Genomic DNA, 17,023 nt, shown 5'->3' with positions numbered 1-17,023 from the left:
TATGTCCCGTATTGGCGGTAAAAACTTCGACATCAACCTGGGCGATCTGCAGATCCACGTTGAAAGCTGCACCTTGGATATCACCGATAACACTGCCGTGGCGCAATCCCGGGGTGTGCCTAACGGGCACGTCGACGGCGATGTGTCGTGCAGCGGTGAATTTGAATTCGACACCAGCAACTTCAATCTGCTGATCGAGGCCGCACGCACTGCTGGCAGCTTTCGCCAGTTGGAGCCCTTCGACTCGGTGTTCTTCGCCAAGGCCGGCGATGAAGAGCTGCGCATTGAGGCCTTCGGCTGCAAGTTGAAGGTGTCCAGCCTGCTGAGTGTTGACCCCAAGGGCGGCGAGAAGTCCAAGCACAAGGTGCCTTTTGACGTCACCAGCCCGGACTTTATCCGCGTCAACGGCGTGCCGTACCTGGCTGCTGCAGAGATCGAGGGCCTGCGCTAATGGTTTGCCCGTTCGATCGTGCCCAGGCCCTGGAACAACGTCAGCGTGACGCTGCGATCGCGGCCGCACTTGCTGCAGCCCGGCCGAGCGGGCCAAGCCTGACCCACTGCAAAGACTGCGATAAGCCGATCCCGGAAAAGCGCCAGGCCCTGGGCGGAATCATCCGCTGCGTGCCGTGCCAATCCCTTACTGAGCAAGGACAGCGCCGATGACCGCACGCGCCAAGCCCAAAGGCACCCTGGAAAGCCGCTTCGCTGTGCTTGAACACCGCGTCAGCGACCTGGAAGAACGTCACGAAACCGTGCCGACCCGCGTCACGCGGTTGGAAGGTGAGTTCGAACACATGGCTGTGCAGCTCTCGGATCTGAACGATGGCCAGCGCGAGCTGACTGCCACCGTGTCCGATATCGGTACCAAGGTCACCCGTATGCTGGCGGTGCTGACCGTGCTGGGCGTGGTTGCGCAGATGGTCGGGCCGGCATTGCTTCGGGTGCTATTCCCATGAGCCTGCGCGGCAAGCTCGCCGCCGGTGGCATCACGCTCTGCAGCTCCGCACTGGTCGTGTTCCTGGGCACCTGGGAAGGCAACGGCCAAAACACCGTCTATGCCGACAAATTGGCCCAGGGCCTGCCGACCGTGTGTAAAGGGATCACCCGACACACCAGCCCGTATCCGGTGGTTGTTGGTGACTTCTGGTCGGACGCTCGCTGTGACGAGGTGGAGCAGCTGGTGATCCGCAAAGGGCAACTGCAGCTCGCCGACTGCATCACCAATCAGCAGATCGGCCAGAACACCTTCGACGCATTGAGCAGTCATGGCCACAACTTTGGCACCGCCAGCACCTGCGCCAGTCGGGCGGTAGGTCTGATCAATGCCGGCCGTATCAAGGACGGCTGCAAAGCGCTGGCCTGGGCCCCCGACGGCAAAACCCCGGTCTGGGCATTTATCACCACCGCCCAGGGCAAGAAGGTGTTTATCCCTGGGTTGCATGCGCGTCGGCTGGCCGAAGTCGCCTTGTGCGAAGCGGGGTTGTGATGCGCGAGCTTCTGTTTCCCCTGGTGCTGTGCCTGGTCGCATTTGTCGCCTTTGACCTCTTGCAAGGGCAGCGCGACACCGCCCGCCGTGAGCGCGACAACGCCCTGTTCGAAGTGACAGGCCTGCGCGAGGCGGCGCGCATCAGCGGCGAAATGCTGGCCGACCGTGACGCCATCGACCTTAAACGAACCCTGGAGCTGGACCATGAACGCGCTTCAAACCTTGAGCTGCGCCGTGCTGTTGACGGTGGCCGTCAGCGGCTGCGCGTCAACGCCACCTGCAGCGCCGCCAGCACCGAAAAAGCCCGCGCCGGCGGCGTGGCTGATGCAGTCACCGCCGAACTCGCAGCAGACGCTCGACCGGATTATTTCACCCTCAGAGATCAGCTTGCCCGCAGCAAGCAAATGATCCTGGGTCTGCAGGACTACGTGCACCAGGTCTGCCTGCGCTGACCCGAAACACCCCTTAAACCAACCATCGAAACGGACACAAACATGAGCCAGATCCAAGCCCGCGACATCACCCTGGAAGTCGGCGACAAGGAGTTCACCTTCACCCTGACGCCCCAGGACGTGACCAAGTACTTCAACGCCATGACCGCCAATAACAAGGTCGCGCCGTCCTTCAACCTGCTGAGCAGCACCGTGTTGCCCGCTGAAAAGGCCGGCTTGCGCGAGATCTTGGCCAACCCGGTGATGACCATGCAAATCGCCGGTGCGCTCCTCGAAGAGTACGCACCTGACGTCGAGATCATCGTAAAAAAGCCCTTGAGCACGCTGACCGCCTGACCGAAGACGGCCTGGGCCAGTTGTTGGCCCTGACCACCCGATGGCTACCCGGTGCCGAGCCCAGCATTGAAAACATGGGCATGGCCAAGTGGCTGGAAGACGAACACTGGAAACGCATGGCGTTCGCCGTGGCAAACGGTATAGCCCATGCGTTGAACGGATAGGAACCACATGGCCGATCGTAGCGCCCGCCTGGACTTCATCCTGGCCCTGACCGACAAGGTCACCGCGCCCCTGGGCAAGGTGAAGATGGGCTTTTCCGAGCTGACCGAGCAAAGCGAAAAGAACATCAAGACCATGGGCATGGGCCTGGCCGGTGTGACGGGCGCTTTTGTCGGCATCAACGAATCACTGCAGCCCGCGCTGGAGATGAACCGCGCCCTGGGCGAGGTTAAATCCCTGGGCGTGGCCGAAGATGCGCTGAGTGCTTTGAATCAAAAGGCCTTGGAGTTCTCGGTGAACTATGGCGAGAACGCCCGGGATTTTGTGGCGTCGGCATACAGCATCGAGGGCGCAATTAAGGGCCTGACGGGCAGCCAACTGGCGACCTTCACCAATACCAGCAACCTGTTGGCCAAGGCCACCAAGTCGGACGCCGAGACCATGGGCGCCTACGTGGGCACCATGTACAACCTGTTCAAGGGCCAGGCCGACGCCATGGGCAAGGGCGAATGGGTTGAAAAGCTCGGCGGGCAAACCGCTCTGGCGGTGCAGCTGTTCCGCACCGACGGCGCCCAGCTCAAGGATGCTTTCAAGGAAGTGGGCTCGATCGCGACCGCTGCCGGCGTCGATATCGCCGAACAGTTCGCGGTGATCGGCTCGCTGAGCAGCACCATGGAGGGCGGCGACGCCGGCGGGCGCTACAAGGCGTTTTTCGAGAACCTGGGCGCTGCGTCCGAAAAAATGGGGATGAAGTTCACCGACTCCAACGGCAAAGCACTGCCCATGCTGCAGATCATGGACAAGCTGCAGGGCAAATTGGGCGATCTGACCAGTGCGTCGGCCAGCGCCAAGTTGATGGAGGTGTTTGGTGGGGAAGGCGCCCAGGTGATCAGCTCCCTGGCAAAGGACACCGATCGCCTGCGCAGCGGCATGGACAAGCTGGGCAGGGTACGCGGCCTGGAGGATGCGCAGAACATGGCCATGGCCATGGTCGATCCGTGGCAGCAGTTTGGTGCTGCAGTCGAGGCGCTGCGCATTGCCTTCGGCCAGGCGCTGATCCCGATCCTGACACCCCTGATGGCCAAGCTGTCGGGCATTGCCGGCACCATGACTCGCTGGACGCAGATGTTCCCCAACATCACCCGAGTGATCGGCATTGTCACGCTGACGATCCTAGCCCTGATCGCTGTCATGTCCTTGCTGACCTTCGCAGTCGGCGCCGGCCGTATGGCCTGGCTGGCCATGGTGACCGTCTGGAAAGTGGTCCAGATGATCAGCCTGCGGACCACCGCCGTGTTCCTGATACAGAAGCTGGTGATGCTGACCTACATCACGGTGGTGTATGGCCTGACTGCGGTTCTAACCCTGATTCGCGGAGCCATGCTCATGTGGCAGGGCGCGATCTGGCTGGTCAACGCCGCGTTGCTGGCCAACCCGGTCGTGTGGATCGTGATCGGCGTCCTGGCCCTGGTCGCGGCTGTGATTGCTGCAGTCGTGTACTGGGACGAGTGGACGGCCGCGCTGATGAACAGCGAGGCGTTCAAGTGGGTCAGTGACCAGCTCACCGCGCTGTCGGAGTGGTTCGCCTCAATGGGCGGTTGGTCCGGGATGGCCAAGGCCGCATGGGACGGGATCGTGGCGATCTTTCACACGGCGATCAACAGCCTGATCGAGATGCTGAACAAGATCCCTGGCGTCGACATTGAAACCCGCTTTGGCGCCATGCCTGAGGTGCCCGGTACCGATATCGGCGTGAACACCATGGATAGCGCTGCAGCGGCCCAGCGCGCCCAGCAGACCATCAACGCGGCTATTCCAAGCCTGTCGCCGGCGCGCCCTAACGCCGTGCCTCAGGGCGGGCTGCTGACCAGCATCCAGAACAACAACAGCAGCCAGAACAAAGGCATGCACGTGGAGAAAGTCGAGATCCACAACAGCAAGCCTATGACGTCCCTGGAGATGGAAAACATGGTCGCTATGTCGGTGGGCGGATGAGCGAGTACATCGATCTGTTGATTGCCGGCAACGACCTGGTGCTGGACCCGTCGCGTCAGCCGCTGCTGATCGACGACCGGGCCAGCATCGCCCAGGACATCGCCCACATGATCCGCGACAGCGGCCTGCTGGTCACCCTGGTGGCTGAGCGCGATCGGCTCAAGCAACGCGACTGCATCCAGCAATTGGAGCTGCTGGTGGAGGCCGATGAGCGCCTGGTGCCGGGCACGGCGCAGATCACCCAAGTGCAGCCAGGCCAGTACCTAGTCACGGCGACAACTATGAAATTCGGCAACATCGAGGTGGTTTTGTGAGTGACGTAGATTTCAAGCAGGCGCTGGCCGACGCCGGTATCCCGACCACCGAAGCCGGGCTGCTGCAGGCGTGGGAAAAGGAAGTGACCGCCCAGGGCAGCAAGCTGAGTAACACTAGCGCCTATTCGCCGTTCTGGCGCGTGGTGCGTGCGCTGGTGACCAAGCCGGTGCTGTGGATCCTCGATTTTTTCGTGGTCACGGTGCTACCTAACTTTTTCGTCAAGACTGCCGTAGACGCCTGGCTCGACATGCTGGCCTGGGCCGTCAACGTTGAACGCAAGGGCGCGACCAAGGCCAAGGGCTTGTTGTTGTTCACCCGGGAGGCCGCCGGCGGCGCCTTGGAAGTGCCTGCCGGTACGTTCGTGCAGTCCGCATCCATCAACGGCCATATCTACCAGGTGGTGACCACGGCGGCGGGCATCTTCGCTGACGGGCTGATGCAACTGCAGATCCCCGTCGAGGCAGTCGACACCGGCGCCGGTTTCAACCTGGCACCGGGTTATTACGCGATCTTGCCGGTTCCGGTACCGGGCATTGCCCAGGTGGTGAACAGCGACGGTTGGTTGACCACACCAGGTGCAGATCCAGAGCCCAACGACGAGCTGCGCCTGCGTACCCGTAACCAGTTCTCGGCGGTCAACCAGTGGCACACCGACGCGGTGTATCGCGCCATGATCTCGGCCTTCCCGGGCGTGCGCCCCGATGGTGTGTATTTCGAGCACGGCGCACCACGTGGCCCCGGCAGTGCCAATGCCTATGTTTTATTCGAAGCAGACGTACCGGCGGCGACGTACCTGGAGCAAATCAACGCGCATATCCGCGACCTGGGCAACCATGGTCATGGCGATGATCTTTTGGTGATGGTCATGCCGGAGACCCAGCACGCGCTGCAGCTGGAGATCTGGCCGCGCTCCACGCTCACCGCCGAGCAGCGTGAAACCCTAAAAGACAACGCCGCGCTGTTCGTCCGTGCGGCGTTCCGCGACAGCACCGCCACCGACTACCAGCCGACGCTGACTTATCCCCAGTCACGGTTTTCATTCAGCCGCCTGGGGGAAGAGCTTCACCAGCAGTTCGCCGGCATCGAGTCACTGCGCTTTGGCACTGCCGACATCATCAGCGAGCTGAACATCCCGCGGATCCAGAGCTTGGAGGTACAGCTGCATGATTAAGATCGATCTGCCGTTCTGGCTGGACGGCACCGAGCTGGCCAAGCTCAAGGCTGCCGCCCAGTCCTGGTGGGAAAAGGTCGAGGGCTGGCTGCGCTGGCCGCTGCTGCAGATGGATGCCGACACCTGCCACATCACGGTGCTGGACCTGTTGGCCTGGCAGCGCGATATCACCCGCTTCAAGGGTGAACCCGAGGGCTTATATCGGTTGCGGGTTAAGCACGCCTTTATCAACGCGGTTGACGCCGGCAGCACTGCCGGCATGAAACGCATCCTGGAGCGTCTTGGCGTGGGTTATGTCGAGATCGAGGAGCGTCAGCCCGATCGGGATTGGGACGTGGTGCTGCTGCGTTTCTCCGACTCCCAGCTGTCGCAGAACCCCGAGCTATTGCGAGTACTGATCCAGCAATACGGCCGCACCTGCCGGCGCTATGACTTTTCCACCATTACACCGGTGCCGGTGCAGATCGCCCTTGTTCACTTCCACGACGATCAGCAAACGCTGGTCGCCCGCCTTTAGGAGCCCTCATGGGAGCCAGTATTACCCTTGCAGGTGAAAGCCTGATCGCCCAGAAACAAGCCGCCAATGCGGGGCTGAAAGTCAGTCGATTCATTTTTGCCAACGTGCCCGGGTTGAATCCCAACACGCCTGTGGACCGTACGGCGCCGAAGCCGCCGGCGGGCCAGATCGTCAATGTGCACGAGATCCCCACTGAGCATGCCGGCTACGTGAACCCCAACCAGGTGGTGTACAGCGCGCAGATCGGCTCCGATGTAGGTGACTGGGATTTCAACTGGATCGGCCTGGAGACCGTCGAGGGCGTGCTGTTCGCGGTGGCCTATGTGCCGATCCAGCAGAAACGCCGCAACATCCCGCCGCTACAGATCGGCAACAACCTGACCCGTAACTTCCTGGTGGCTTTCGACGGCGCCCTGGCCCTGACGGGTATCACCATTGATGCCAGCACCTGGCAGCACGACTTCACTGTGCGCCTGGCCGGCATCGATGAGCGCGAGCGCCTGAGCAATCGTGATGTCTACGGGCGGGCCTGTTTCTTCGGCAGTTCGCTGCAGTTGGAAAAGGTCGGTAGCACGTACCAGCTCAAGCCTGGCACGGCGTACATCGAAGGGATCCGCCTGGTGCAATCGGCGGCGCTGCCGGTTGTGCCGCCGGCGTTGCCGGCCAAGGCCTGGTTGGATGTCGTGCTACAGCGTGAGCTGAACGACATGGCGGTCAGTTGGACGGTGGTTTTCGGCGCGGAAAAGTCGGACTACACCGACGCCCTGGGCGTGAAACATTACTGTGTGGCGATCGCGGATCTGGCCGCTGCCGGCGTTACCGATCGGCGTCCAGTGGAAGCGATCAACGGTCCCCTGGTGCAGCAATTCGCGTGGCGTACAGGGGATTACGAGCAACTGCGTGCCCGGGCGACCACCAAGGACGACGTAAAGCTGAGCAACATCCCCAATGCTATCAGCGACGATTCAGATACGAACAGCAGCGAGATCCTGGCCACCACCAAGGCGGTAAAGGCGTCGGCGTCGGTGATCTGGACTGCGATCGCCAATATCGTTTCAGGCTCCACGATCGTAGGGAAGGCCGCAAAGTGGGCTGTCGCTCGCAAAATCACGGTTGGCGGCGCGATGACGGGCAACGTGACGCTCGATGGCTCTGCTGATGTGACGCTGACAGTCGCGGCCACTCAAGCCTCCGAGGGCGTCGTGGGTGGCGCAAGGGTCGCGACCCAAGTCCAGACCAACGAAGGGGTCGACGATACGGCCTACATCACAGCGAAAAAGTTGCGTTGGGGCTTCGCAGTGAGCCTGACCCCAAATGGCTACATCGCTTTTCCGTCCTGGCTCAGTGGATTAATCATCCAGTGGGGATTCACCTCGGCCGTGAACTTCGACATCAACGTGGCAACCAGCTTTCCGTTGGCGTTCCCCACCGCCTGCCGTTCTGTCGTACCGCAGGCCAGTAACCCCACAGCAAGTGGCGAGATCGATTCGGGGCCACAGATCATCAGCATCGCTGCCACGACGTTTAACTGCCGCATTCAAAACTATGTCGGCGGCGTTGGTGCCCCCCATGGTTTCTATTGGCTTGCCATCGGGCACTAAGGAAGAGACATGCGCTATTACAGCCAAACCACCGGTTGCACTTACCTGAAAGGCATTAACGACGCGGGCATGCCCGCTGACGCAGTGATCATTTCAGAAGCCTTGTACATGTCCGTGATCGCCGCGCCGGCACCGGGCACCGTGAGAAGCCATGGCCCTGACGGGCTGCCGTTCTTGATCGGCTACCAGATGAGCCCCGAGATTGTTTACCAACAGAAATACGCTGAGATCAACCAGGCGTGTGAACTGGCGATCACATCGGGCTTCACGTCGACGGCGTTGGGTGAGGTGTTCCTCTATAACAGCCAGGTCGAAGATCAGTTGAACCTGTCCGGCATCATCCAGGCAGCGATTGACAGTCCCTATGCGTGCCGTGATGTCCTTGGCGTGAAAGCGTACCGTCTGCATACCGCTGCCCAGTTGCGTGAGGTGGGGAATGATTTCACCGCCTTCAAGCTCCAGCTGCTGCAGCGGAGTCATGATCTCAAGGAGCTGTTGGATCAGGCCCTGGCCGCTGGCGATCTGGCAGCCATTGAAGCCGTCACCTGGGCGAGCGGGCAGCTATGACCTGGGCACCGGTGACAATGCGTTGGCCAGAACAGTCGACCCGATGGATGGTCGACTTGGCAGCGGCACAGGAACTGGCTGGCAGCGAGTTGGCCAACACCAGCCAGCGCCTGGCCGGACTGGATGGCATGGCCAGCACCAACCCGGGGCCGGTGGGTGATGCGGCGAAGGGCGCGATCGAGGCCGGCCGTATGGCACTGGAAGGGCAGATGGGCGAGGCGCCGGCGTGCCTGGCGGTGACCCCATTTCAAAGCGGGGTGGGGCAGGGCCGTGGCCATCAGCGATTTCTGTCAGCCCCCAACTTGCTGCAGCAGTTGGCCGCCAAACTGGTCGATGCCAGCGACAACGGCCGGCCCGCTGGCCCTCAATATGCGTTGTCGCTGATGTTCTTGGGCACACGCCTGGACCAGTTCGCCGAGACCCTGGCGCGCTTTAATGCGTTGCTGCCGATTCCCGACCTGGTGCGCGCTGAACGCCGTGCCCGCAACCTGTCGCGCCTTGAGGCTGAAAAGTGGGAGATCCCCAGCGCCGGGCCTTTGCCACGTTGGTCTGCGCTGCCCCTGGAGCGCTGCACGGTGGTGAAAGCGGCCAAGCAATCCATGGCCGGCCAGATCGCTGTCCTGGAGAGCTACGCGGCTGATAGCTCGCCCATGAGTGACCTGGCGGCGCTGGCCGGGCGCAAGGCTGCCCAGCAGCAGGACCGCGATAAGCAACTGAACGACCTGAAAGCCCTACTGGCCGACGGCAACGCCGATCACAGCATGCGGGCGCGGATCCTGGGCCCCGGCGACAACAACGAACTGCGCCGCGCCCTGCTGCTGGGGGATGCACCTGGTCATGAATGGGTGCTGTGCGCGGGCGTGCTGCTGGTCGGCTCGCTGGACGGTTTGAGCTTTGTTCGGGAGTTGGTCGGCCTATGACGCTATTACTCGACGGCCAACAGATCCTAGGCAAACGCCTGAAAATCACGGCCAACCTGCGCATCGAAAGCGATGATTTGTCCGGGCAGACCAGCAACAGCCAGACCGCGCACAAAGGGTTCAAACCCAAAACCCTAGCGGTCTCGCTGATGATCCCGTTCGTTGACCAGGTGCAGCTGCGCAACCTCATGCGCTTGGCCGAGGCCACTGCCGGCGGTGGGCAACTCAAGATGTACCGCATCGTCAACGACACCGCTGCCGCATTCGGTATCCGTGAGGTGCAGTTCTCCGACGGTGTGAGCGCCCGGGAAGATGACTCGCTGAACGCCTGGCTGGTGCAGTTCACCCTGTCGGAGAAGCTGTCCAACCCAGAGCGGGTGGAGAACCGCCGTGCCGGCAACAAGGTTACGTCGCAGTCCGGCCCGGGTTCGGCTGTCGGCGGCGGCGCTGGAGGTGGCGACGGCACCGGCAATCCCGAGGAACTGAGCGGTTTTGAGCGGACCTTGAAAAAGGTCGATGACTGGCTGGCCCCGACACCATGAAACTGCACAAGGTATTGACGATCGGCGGCACGCCTTACCCGCTGATCAAAGATGAAGTACGTCTGGAGATCAAAAGCCCGGGCCGTGCGACGTTCACCATCCAGGCCGGCGCCCCTGTCAAAGGCCTGGTGATGCTCGATGTCGGTTACAACGACAGCCCGCTGCATCGCCACTTCATTGGCTTTGTTGAACGCTCGACGGCGATCAACAGCGTGCAGCAGATCCTGATCTGTCGGGAATTGGCGGCGATCCTATCGCAGCCTATGCCGCTGAACCTGCGTCACGTCGACCTGCAGGGCGTGCTGGCCGAGGTCAGCGATAAGACCGGCCTGCGTTTCCGTGTGCCGGACAAGGCATACGCCAAGGTCAAGGCGCCGTTTTTCTACAGCCTGGCCGCCGGATACCTGGCCATGGACAGCCTGGCCAGCGTGTTCAACATCCCCGACTTTATCTGGCAGCAGCAGGGCGACGGAGAAGTGTTCGTAGGCAGTTGGGCCGACAGCTTCTTTGGCGTGCGTGCGCCGCTGCAGCTGCCGGTGGAGCTGTTCGACGGCTATCAGGGTAACCAAAGCGCAATGATCGCGGCCCTTCCCGGACTGCGCCCAGGTGCAACTATCAACCAGGGCGAGAGGATCACCAGCGTGACCCTTGCCGGCAACCAAATGGCGATCAAATGGACGACGCAATCCGTCGCAGCGTAGAGCGGCAATTCCCTGAACTCACCGGCGGTTACCACCTGCCACGCTTTGGCCGAGTGGTGGCCGTGCCCGATGCGCCGGCGGCGCCTGGTCTGTGCGATGACTTCCGACCGCGCTTCGGCGTTGATGTGGAAGTATTACTGCCCGATGGCGAGCCAGATCCCGCGCTGCCGATACTCACCGGGCTGCCGTTGCCGGCGCCGATGGGTGGGCAAGAGGCGGGTATGTTCGGCTTTCCGGAGGAGGGCACCACGGTGGTGATCAGCTTTGCGTATGGCTTGCCGCACAAACCCTTCATCACCCAGATCCTGCCCCACGGCCTGAGCCTGCCCCGGGTGCCGAAGGGTGACCAGGTGTGGCAGCACAGCGAAGCGTGTCAGCAGCGCGTCGACGCGGACGGTAACTGGCTGCGCCAAACGGACGGCAAGATCCAGGACAAGGCGATCGAGCGCGAAGTGGAGGCGATGCAGAACACCGAGAGCTTTCAGAGCCACACCAGGACGGTGGACGATCATTCAACCGAGTCGGTGGGCGGGATCAAGACGATCGAGGCTTTGGGTGCGCTCAAGTTGCTGTCGGGCGGATCCGCGAGCCTAGCGGCGGTGGACGACCTGCACCAGGCAACCGGGCGGGACTTGAACCTGGTGGTGGGGCAGAAGCATAACGCCACGGTGGGTGGAGATATGGAGGAAAGGATTCAGGGGATGCGAAAAAGCTTGTCGGCAGACAGCCAACTCATGGTCGCTCCAAGGAGCTGGATCGGATCAGAAAACGTTAATCTGTTTAAGGTGGTGTGCGATGTGCTCGACTTGCTCCAGCAACTGAATGCTCAGTTGGCCGTTCATACTCACGTTTCAGGGGCCGCCCCAAGCCCAGTTGACGCAGCCGCATTCAATGAGAAAGCGGCAAAGGCACTATTATTGTCCGCAGAGGTCAAGGTAATTACTCTTTAGTGTTGGTCTTAATGGTTTTGTCTGATGTACTGGGCAATGTCTAACTTTATATCGTTCACCAATAATTCAATTTCACTCGTTAGCGCTTTCATTCCGTCTGCGGTGTCACCCATGTTTAGTTTTTTGGACTCCTGATACTGATATGTGTCGTAATATTCAGATAGTTTTTCAGAGCCAGCTTCGCTAATTTCTATTTTTTTGTCGTCTGCTTTGCTGATGATTATTTTCATGGCATCTTGCGTCGCCTTGCAGATATCGTGATAATTCTTGTTGTTGAGCTCTATCATGCTCACCATACCTTTCATGCGCATGTACAAGCGTACAAGTTTTGCAGACGTATCTGGATTGATATTCGCTAGGCAAGCCGGAACGGAGTCGTATATCGGGAAAGGGTTATTTCCTATTGGAAAGTTACAGAGATAAGGCTCTGATGCAGCTACTTCGAATAAGTCTTTGGCGTATTCTTCCTGATAGAGATCCCATGCAGTAGAGATCTCAACGCTCAACAGAAGTAGTGTATTTTTTGTTATTCTGGCTTCGTCATGGTCTGATTTTTTTATAGCGTTCCAATGTGCTTCATTTGTGGCTTTTCTTGTTGCTCTAGCGCCCATCCAGGCTGCTATTAATGCAATCATCACTTCTTTTGAAAAAGCAGCGTCTACGGCACTCGCAATTTCATTTAATATGTTTACTAATGTCATATGTGCAATCTCTGAAACTATAATGTTGGATTAGACTGCTGATGAAGAAGCCTCTTCACGATGCCTTATCACTTTTGTTTCTAACAGTACGCGCCTGTAAACAGATATAAATTGGGAGATTAATCCAAATTTTGGAGAAATCGGATCATTTCCTAAGAGAATGGCTATAGTCCAAAGCAGCTCTTTAAAGGTTGAATTGAATCCCTCCTCTAATATATGGGATACCGTTTCGATTCCGGTGATAAACCCTCCATCATTTGCATATAATAGTTGGTTTCTATAATCAGCCCTCTGAGTGACGAACACTTTAAGGCTGAAATTATGAGTGTGCTCAACCTGACTCACTAATTGTTGGTATAGAGAGTCAATTACCTCTTCATTGGACTTGTCGTCCAGACTGAGAAAAATCGATAGGGGATTTAGTGGCAGCATCTCCTTCCCATCGAGGTCGCATATATGGAAAATAACTGTGTCGCTACTTATTTTTGCAGTTACCTTCATTTGGTAATGCTCTAGCCCCTCAAGTGCTAATCCTCCTTGAATCATTGGGCTTACTGTGTGATACATTAAGCTTAATACTGGATAGAACATTAATTTGGCTTGGTGGTTTTTATAAGATCGAACAAGATCTCGATGTTCTGGCATCTTGCTCTCGTTAAGTTTTAGCCACTCAAATATTGCGACTACGAGTTCTTCTTCTGCCGCAATGAGCCGGATTGCCCCCATTTCGTTATCGATATTATCCAGTAGTCTGGCTTTTTCTGCGTGATCCATTGCTTTTAAAATTCGCGACCAAACCTTAGTAGGAGCTTTTTTCTCAATGAAGCTTAAAAGCTCTTCTCCTATGAGCTCGACAAAGTAATCTGTACTGATGCTGCGCTCTACGTGCTCCATAAATTTCCCTAGTTTAAGATTTTCTGAAGTGTACCTTTAGTTTGCTCGCTATTACGCAATTTATATAAATTAGCCCAATCTACACCACCAGGATTGAGCGTAGGCGCACCCGTCTATGTATTCAATTCCACTTAAAACGAAACCGGTGACAGCCATCCCCGAAAGCGTGGCGTCCAGTAGCTGTGGCAGAGGATCCGGTTCAAGAGGCATACCCACATTCAGCCTAGCGACATTGGCACTCCGCCCGAGCTCAGAATTGTTCTCTGAATTCACCATCACGTTTCCCTTGATCGCTGGATACCTCCGCCGTTCTGAGGGGGTAAGAGGAACACCTCTGCATCTCATCGGGGTAACAAGCATGTGCATGCTAGTCCTCCATGCCGCTAATCTGATAGTCCATCAGCGCTTCTACGGCATAGGCCAAAGCGCCATCAGCTTGCTCAAGCAGATCGCTGAGATCGTCACAGCTAATCACCTGAGCTCGGTATAGAGAATGTGCCTTGGAGAGCAGAGCTTTATGATGTGCACCCGGATGGCTCAGCAGAGCGGCCTCATCCCGCAAAAGTTCGTTCCATAACGCGATTCCCCGTGTGCGAACAAGAGATCTTTTATCATTCTCTTCAGTCATAGCTGCCTCCTAATAATAGCTGTATGGATGAACAGTACTTGTTCGGAGCACGCCCGCCTATCGCGGCCCGATGAAATGCGAATGTTTGATTGGCAAGGGCTTCATCGAAAGCTGGCTGGTGAAGAAAAAAAACAAGAAAAAGCACTTATCCCCCTCCCGCCGACGGGGTTTGTGTCCTTTTTTTGTGCAAAGTCGGAAGTAGTGCAAACGAAGCTGCAGCCTAAGCGGGCCGTGGGGCTCTGCGGGCGATCGGCAATTTCACAGATTGCAAAGTTTTGAAGAGAAATGCAGCGCGGCTGCACAACAGTGCGATGGGTGTACTTCAATAGCGGAAAGCTGAAGTCCCCGGCCCCATTGGGCAAAAAAATGAAAAATACCGTTATTCGCGAGTTTTCATTCTCGGATGGGCTCTTTTGAAGGCGCCTCGCTGATCAATGGCCGAACCGCATTTCTGCTCTGGGGCCCCCGAATACTGTGGGCTGTAGCCGATGCGCCCCATTACAGAGAGTTTCACACCGATTCGGAGGCGGCCAAGCGAAGGTGGGGTAGTTCATTCAGCTTCTGCAGGCGTGTGAATTCATGCTTCACAACTGGAATCAGCAGACTTTCCAGCGCGTCACGCAGCTTTGTTGCCTGCTCTTCGGTCAGCTTTTTAACCGAGCCAGTAACGCTGCTGGCGCAGAGGACGTTGGCGGGGAGGATGCCCAACATATCCATGGAACCGTCAATGTATCCGCCCAGGTATTCCTGCCGTTTGAACAGTACCGAGCTTTCGGGGGCTTCCTGGTAATCCCAATGAACCTCCCAAGTCGAACCGTTCTTCTTTATTTCAATGATGGGTTCCGCTGCATGGGACGCTGGCTTACGCATGCTTGCTTCCTTCGATCAGTGTGCGGCGCAGCATTCTGAGCGTGAGCTTCGAGGCGTCCGCATTAATGTTTATTTAGGTTGACCCTCAAATCCCTGTCAGATCACGGATATCTGTCAGCGAGTGCCCTACAGGCCCCGTGTTTACTGGAGTTCAGCTCTGACAGCGGGGTTGGATGTTTGTGTCAGTTTCTCCCTCAAAAATAAAAAACCCTTAAAAATCAAGCGCTTAAAAACATAAAATCTGACAACACTGTTTTGTCAGGTTCTGACAGGTCTCCGACAGCTTTCTGACAGTGATGCAAAACGCTGAAAGGCTTGAAATATAAGGGTTACAGAGTAGAGGAATATAAATCTGACAAATCTGACAGGCTTTTAAGGGGTCAACCTTAATTTTTTCGGGGACGTATATCTCGCTTGTCATCGTATGCGTGTATACAAAGGCGGCTTGTGGGAATCGTCTATCTCACAGCGATATAGGCTTCCCCTCGTATCACTTGCCTCGTCCACTCCGAACTCGACTTGGTAATACGAACAAGAACTGAGCAAGCGCCATTACAAACTCAATGGATCGTTGCGCATCAGTTTCGTCCGGTAGGCCCGCATCCTCATCAGCATGCCGTTGGTCGTTTGCATCTAACCTAACCTCGTGAGCCCATTCCGCCATCTCGTTGGTTATTAAGTGCCCTTCTGCAGCTAACTTGATCCGGCTGTAGAGGTTTCCTTGTGACAATCCAATTTCTTTAAGCATCGCGTCGACAGAGGATGCTGCGAGCATGACCGCACCAGATGGAGCATGGATGCTGTTGATAGCTTGGTTGAGGAATTGCTTCGCGCGATCAGGAACTGAATCATCCACCACCTGAGAGGATGGCCAGATCTTGTGGATGTCTTCCCAGCCGCCATCGGTTTTCCGGGCTACTGTAAGTAGAACCCCACCGCAGGTGCGGCACGAATAGCCTATCCACCGACGAGGATTACGCTGAGCGCTGTCTCGAGTTTCCGCGCCGCAAACTTGGCTTAGGTTGGGTTTCGCGACACTGCAGTGAGGGCAGCGATCTAAGTGAATGTTGGGGTCCTGCCTCATAGCAATCCCTCGGGTTAAAGTCCAGAACTGACGTTCTGACCTCGCTTGTTACGTCGTATGTTACGTAACGTAGACAAAAAAAAGGCCTGCATCGCTGCAAGCCTTTGATTTTAAATGGTGCCGGCACCAGGAGTCGAACCCGGGACCTACTGATTACAAGTCAGTTGCTCTACCAACTGAGCTATACCGGCGTGTTAGGGCGACGATTATAGCGATTGGAAAGGTTCTGTAAACCCCTGAATTCTGACTATTTTTGCAAAACCCAAGCTTTTCTCACACTCGCCCCTTTTTTCGACCAGCAAGGGTAGGATTCTTCTCTTAATGCCGAAGGGTCTATCTCGGCAATCTTGTCCAAACCAAAGGAAGCCCCATATGAAACGGACTCTCTCCCTGTCCCTCGTCCTCCTCACCGCCGCTCTCGGTGCGTGCTCCACCCATCAGTCGGCCAACGACCCCGCGCTGGTTGGCACTTGGAAAGGCTTGCGCACCGAGACCGGTAAATGCCAGTTCCTGTCGTGGACCAATACCCTCAAGCCTGACGGTCGTTTCGTTATTACCTTCTACCGCGATGCGCAGCAGACGCAGGTGATCCAGACCGAGCAAGGTTCGTGGGCGGCGGCCAATGGTAAGAATGAGCTGCGCACAGATGGCGTGCGTTCGCCGGATGTGTACACCTATAAGCTGCTGGACGCAGACACCGTTCATTATGTGAGTGTGGCATCGGACCCCACCAGCGATTGCCAGGACGACTACCAGTTCACCGAGCGCCGTGTCCGCTGACAAGGCAGGTTTGCTTCAAAACCGGGCACTCGGGTGCCCGGCCGTCACAAGTTTCAACTCCCTTGCGCGCACGTGCCCGCACCTTTCTCGTAGTCCAATACCTTTTTTTGCCGGGCGTGAGCATCAGCAGCAAAAGCCTACAGCCTGACTGCGATCAATTTGGTCTAGTTAATGGGGCGTATCTTCCAGGCTCAGCAGGTTTAGCGCTCTGGAGGTGTCGGCCCTGTGTCATTCGGCGTGGGTTTTGCTTCGTCGTCTTGGCTGCCTGCACAGCGATATACGGGCCGTGGCTTTGAGGGCGGTTGCGGATCGACCGCTCGGCAGTTTCGCCCTTGAATACAGGCGAGGTTT

General features: G+C 57.7%; 25 protein-coding genes and 1 tRNA gene. 19 read left to right on the top strand and 7 right to left on the bottom strand.

Going from position 1 to position 17,023, the window contains the following annotated elements; genetic code table 11:
* Window position 1 precedes the first annotated feature (1 nt).
* The 17 genes from BM403_RS12515 to BM403_RS12440 are packed head-to-tail and all read left to right on the top strand — an operon-like array spanning window position 2 to window position 11,715.
* Entirely contained in the window at window positions 2-451 is a 450-nt protein-coding gene (locus BM403_RS12515) for a phage protein (protein WP_065909421.1), read from the top strand.
* A complete protein-coding gene (locus tag BM403_RS12510; RefSeq protein WP_093543015.1) occupies window positions 451-663 on the top strand; it encodes a TraR/DksA C4-type zinc finger protein in 213 nt (70 codons plus the stop codon). The genes BM403_RS12515 and BM403_RS12510 overlap by 1 nt, the downstream gene beginning before the upstream one ends.
* Entirely contained in the window at window positions 660-956 is a 297-nt protein-coding gene (locus tag BM403_RS12505; protein ID WP_093543011.1) for a hypothetical protein, read from the top strand. Before BM403_RS12510 ends, BM403_RS12505 begins: the two co-directional genes overlap by 4 nt.
* The gene (locus tag BM403_RS12500; protein WP_093543009.1) at window positions 953-1,486 is read left to right on the top strand and encodes a lysozyme; all 534 of its coding nucleotides are present in this window, start codon (window positions 953-955) and stop codon (window positions 1,484-1,486) included. Before BM403_RS12505 ends, BM403_RS12500 begins: the two co-directional genes overlap by 4 nt.
* Window positions 1,486-1,938, top strand: coding sequence for a lysis system i-spanin subunit Rz (locus BM403_RS12495; RefSeq protein WP_093543006.1), 453 nt, complete (start codon window positions 1,486-1,488; stop codon window positions 1,936-1,938). Before BM403_RS12500 ends, BM403_RS12495 begins: the two co-directional genes overlap by 1 nt.
* A 42-nt stretch (window positions 1,939-1,980) precedes the next feature.
* A complete protein-coding gene (locus BM403_RS12490) occupies window positions 1,981-2,274 on the top strand; it encodes a putative phage tail assembly chaperone (RefSeq protein WP_093543004.1) in 294 nt (97 codons plus the stop codon).
* A 20-nt stretch (window positions 2,275-2,294) separates the two neighbouring features.
* Window positions 2,295-2,438: a DUF6890 family protein gene (locus BM403_RS31870; RefSeq protein ID WP_371914017.1), complete on the top strand. Its 144-nt coding sequence runs from the start codon at window positions 2,295-2,297 to the stop codon at window positions 2,436-2,438.
* A gap of 7 nt (window positions 2,439-2,445) precedes the next feature.
* A complete protein-coding gene (locus BM403_RS12485) occupies window positions 2,446-4,431 on the top strand; it encodes a phage tail tape measure protein (protein ID WP_093543002.1) in 1,986 nt (661 codons plus the stop codon).
* Window positions 4,428-4,745, top strand: coding sequence for a DUF2590 family protein (locus BM403_RS12480; RefSeq protein ID WP_093542999.1), 318 nt, complete (start codon window positions 4,428-4,430; stop codon window positions 4,743-4,745). Before BM403_RS12485 ends, BM403_RS12480 begins: the two co-directional genes overlap by 4 nt.
* Complete coding sequence (locus BM403_RS12475; protein ID WP_093542996.1) at window positions 4,742-5,917, top strand: baseplate J/gp47 family protein; 1,176 nt, start codon at window positions 4,742-4,744, stop codon at window positions 5,915-5,917. Before BM403_RS12480 ends, BM403_RS12475 begins: the two co-directional genes overlap by 4 nt.
* The gene (locus BM403_RS12470; protein WP_093542994.1) at window positions 5,910-6,434 is read left to right on the top strand and encodes a phage tail protein; all 525 of its coding nucleotides are present in this window, start codon (window positions 5,910-5,912) and stop codon (window positions 6,432-6,434) included. Before BM403_RS12475 ends, BM403_RS12470 begins: the two co-directional genes overlap by 8 nt.
* Before the next feature lie 8 nt (window positions 6,435-6,442).
* Window positions 6,443-8,035 (top strand): phage tail-collar fiber domain-containing protein, encoded by a 1,593-nt coding sequence (locus tag BM403_RS12465; protein ID WP_093542993.1) that lies wholly within the window; start codon window positions 6,443-6,445, stop codon window positions 8,033-8,035.
* 9 nt (window positions 8,036-8,044) lie between these two features.
* Window positions 8,045-8,602 carry a DUF4376 domain-containing protein gene (locus BM403_RS12460; protein ID WP_093542990.1) on the top strand — a complete coding sequence of 186 codons (558 nt, stop codon included), beginning with the start codon at window positions 8,045-8,047 and terminating at the stop codon, window positions 8,600-8,602.
* Window positions 8,599-9,522, top strand: coding sequence for a hypothetical protein (locus BM403_RS12455; protein WP_093542987.1), 924 nt, complete (start codon window positions 8,599-8,601; stop codon window positions 9,520-9,522). Before BM403_RS12460 ends, BM403_RS12455 begins: the two co-directional genes overlap by 4 nt.
* A complete protein-coding gene (locus BM403_RS12450) occupies window positions 9,519-10,064 on the top strand; it encodes a baseplate complex protein (RefSeq protein ID WP_093542984.1) in 546 nt (181 codons plus the stop codon). The genes BM403_RS12455 and BM403_RS12450 overlap by 4 nt, the downstream gene beginning before the upstream one ends.
* The gene (locus tag BM403_RS12445; protein WP_093542981.1) at window positions 10,061-10,765 is read left to right on the top strand and encodes a hypothetical protein; all 705 of its coding nucleotides are present in this window, start codon (window positions 10,061-10,063) and stop codon (window positions 10,763-10,765) included. Before BM403_RS12450 ends, BM403_RS12445 begins: the two co-directional genes overlap by 4 nt.
* Window positions 10,738-11,715 (top strand): hypothetical protein, encoded by a 978-nt coding sequence (locus BM403_RS12440; RefSeq protein WP_093542979.1) that lies wholly within the window; start codon window positions 10,738-10,740, stop codon window positions 11,713-11,715. Before BM403_RS12445 ends, BM403_RS12440 begins: the two co-directional genes overlap by 28 nt.
* 8 nt (window positions 11,716-11,723) lie before the next feature.
* Here BM403_RS12440 and BM403_RS31470 read toward each other — a convergent pair whose 3' ends face one another.
* From BM403_RS31470 to BM403_RS12420, 4 genes are all read right to left on the bottom strand, one after another.
* Entirely contained in the window at window positions 11,724-12,416 is a 693-nt protein-coding gene (locus BM403_RS31470; protein WP_139237967.1) for a hypothetical protein, read from the bottom strand.
* Window positions 12,417-12,446: 30 nt separating this feature from the next.
* Window positions 12,447-13,310, bottom strand: a complete 864-nt coding sequence (locus BM403_RS12430) for a hypothetical protein (RefSeq protein WP_093542973.1) — start codon at window positions 13,308-13,310, stop codon at window positions 12,447-12,449.
* A gap of 69 nt (window positions 13,311-13,379) precedes the next feature.
* Window positions 13,380-13,676 carry a hypothetical protein gene (locus tag BM403_RS32155; RefSeq protein WP_093542971.1) on the bottom strand — a complete coding sequence of 99 codons (297 nt, stop codon included), beginning with the start codon at window positions 13,674-13,676 and terminating at the stop codon, window positions 13,380-13,382.
* A 1-nt stretch (window position 13,677) separates the two neighbouring features.
* Window positions 13,678-13,938 carry a hypothetical protein gene (locus tag BM403_RS12420; protein ID WP_175538064.1) on the bottom strand — a complete coding sequence of 87 codons (261 nt, stop codon included), beginning with the start codon at window positions 13,936-13,938 and terminating at the stop codon, window positions 13,678-13,680.
* Window positions 13,939-14,019: 81 nt separating this feature from the next.
* Here BM403_RS12420 and BM403_RS31465 point away from each other — a divergent pair, with 81 nt between their 5' ends.
* Entirely contained in the window at window positions 14,020-14,217 is a 198-nt protein-coding gene (locus tag BM403_RS31465; protein ID WP_139237966.1) for a hypothetical protein, read from the top strand.
* 231 nt (window positions 14,218-14,448) lie between these two features.
* On the opposite strand, the gene BM403_RS12415 is transcribed toward BM403_RS31465, so the two are convergent.
* From BM403_RS12415 to BM403_RS12405, 3 genes are all read right to left on the bottom strand, one after another.
* Entirely contained in the window at window positions 14,449-14,808 is a 360-nt protein-coding gene (locus BM403_RS12415; RefSeq protein ID WP_093542969.1) for a hypothetical protein, read from the bottom strand.
* A 490-nt stretch (window positions 14,809-15,298) separates the two neighbouring features.
* Window positions 15,299-15,892, bottom strand: a complete 594-nt coding sequence (locus tag BM403_RS12410; protein ID WP_093542967.1) for a DUF4145 domain-containing protein — start codon at window positions 15,890-15,892, stop codon at window positions 15,299-15,301.
* A 115-nt stretch (window positions 15,893-16,007) separates the two neighbouring features.
* Window positions 16,008-16,083: transfer RNA gene (locus BM403_RS12405), tRNA-Thr, on the bottom strand.
* A 181-nt stretch (window positions 16,084-16,264) separates the two neighbouring features.
* On the opposite strand from BM403_RS12405, the gene BM403_RS12400 reads away from it, so the two are divergent.
* Window positions 16,265-16,672 (top strand): hypothetical protein, encoded by a 408-nt coding sequence (locus tag BM403_RS12400; protein WP_012721720.1) that lies wholly within the window; start codon window positions 16,265-16,267, stop codon window positions 16,670-16,672.
* Window positions 16,673-17,023 lie beyond the last annotated feature (351 nt).

The organism is Pseudomonas sp. OV546, assembly GCF_900116845.1.
Lineage (GTDB): Bacteria > Pseudomonadota > Gammaproteobacteria > Pseudomonadales > Pseudomonadaceae > Aquipseudomonas > Aquipseudomonas petroselini.
Note: the sequence above shows the minus strand (reverse complement) of the source record. Positions and strands in the feature narration are given on the sequence as shown.

Bases quoted from the DNA above. Each gene is read 5' to 3' on its own strand.
- BM403_RS12515 (WP_065909421.1), top strand. From the start codon at position 2: ATGTCCCGTATTGGCGGTAAAAACTTCGACATCAACCTGGGCGATCTG.
- BM403_RS12510 (WP_093543015.1), top strand. From the start codon at position 451: ATGGTTTGCCCGTTCGATCGTGCCCAGGCCCTGGAACAACGTCAGCGT.
- BM403_RS12505 (WP_093543011.1), top strand. From the start codon at position 660: ATGACCGCACGCGCCAAGCCCAAAGGCACCCTGGAAAGCCGCTTCGCT.
- BM403_RS12500 (WP_093543009.1), top strand. From the start codon at position 953: ATGAGCCTGCGCGGCAAGCTCGCCGCCGGTGGCATCACGCTCTGCAGC.
- BM403_RS12495 (WP_093543006.1), top strand. From the start codon at position 1,486: ATGCGCGAGCTTCTGTTTCCCCTGGTGCTGTGCCTGGTCGCATTTGTC.
- BM403_RS12490 (WP_093543004.1), top strand. From the start codon at position 1,981: ATGAGCCAGATCCAAGCCCGCGACATCACCCTGGAAGTCGGCGACAAG.
- BM403_RS12485 (WP_093543002.1), top strand. From the start codon at position 2,446: ATGGCCGATCGTAGCGCCCGCCTGGACTTCATCCTGGCCCTGACCGAC.
- BM403_RS12480 (WP_093542999.1), top strand. From the start codon at position 4,428: ATGAGCGAGTACATCGATCTGTTGATTGCCGGCAACGACCTGGTGCTG.
- BM403_RS12470 (WP_093542994.1), top strand. From the start codon at position 5,910: ATGATTAAGATCGATCTGCCGTTCTGGCTGGACGGCACCGAGCTGGCC.
- BM403_RS12465 (WP_093542993.1), top strand. From the start codon at position 6,443: ATGGGAGCCAGTATTACCCTTGCAGGTGAAAGCCTGATCGCCCAGAAA.
- BM403_RS12460 (WP_093542990.1), top strand. From the start codon at position 8,045: ATGCGCTATTACAGCCAAACCACCGGTTGCACTTACCTGAAAGGCATT.
- BM403_RS12455 (WP_093542987.1), top strand. From the start codon at position 8,599: ATGACCTGGGCACCGGTGACAATGCGTTGGCCAGAACAGTCGACCCGA.
- BM403_RS12450 (WP_093542984.1), top strand. From the start codon at position 9,519: ATGACGCTATTACTCGACGGCCAACAGATCCTAGGCAAACGCCTGAAA.
- BM403_RS12445 (WP_093542981.1), top strand. From the start codon at position 10,061: ATGAAACTGCACAAGGTATTGACGATCGGCGGCACGCCTTACCCGCTG.
- BM403_RS12440 (WP_093542979.1), top strand. From the start codon at position 10,738: ATGGACGACGCAATCCGTCGCAGCGTAGAGCGGCAATTCCCTGAACTC.
- BM403_RS31470 (WP_139237967.1), bottom strand. From the start codon at position 12,416: ATGACATTAGTAAACATATTAAATGAAATTGCGAGTGCCGTAGACGCT.
- BM403_RS12430 (WP_093542973.1), bottom strand. From the start codon at position 13,310: ATGGAGCACGTAGAGCGCAGCATCAGTACAGATTACTTTGTCGAGCTC.
- BM403_RS32155 (WP_093542971.1), bottom strand. From the start codon at position 13,676: ATGCACATGCTTGTTACCCCGATGAGATGCAGAGGTGTTCCTCTTACC.
- BM403_RS12420 (WP_175538064.1), bottom strand. From the start codon at position 13,938: ATGACTGAAGAGAATGATAAAAGATCTCTTGTTCGCACACGGGGAATC.
- BM403_RS31465 (WP_139237966.1), top strand. From the start codon at position 14,020: ATGTTTGATTGGCAAGGGCTTCATCGAAAGCTGGCTGGTGAAGAAAAA.
- BM403_RS12415 (WP_093542969.1), bottom strand. From the start codon at position 14,808: ATGCGTAAGCCAGCGTCCCATGCAGCGGAACCCATCATTGAAATAAAG.
- BM403_RS12410 (WP_093542967.1), bottom strand. From the start codon at position 15,892: ATGAGGCAGGACCCCAACATTCACTTAGATCGCTGCCCTCACTGCAGT.
- BM403_RS12400 (WP_012721720.1), top strand. From the start codon at position 16,265: ATGAAACGGACTCTCTCCCTGTCCCTCGTCCTCCTCACCGCCGCTCTC.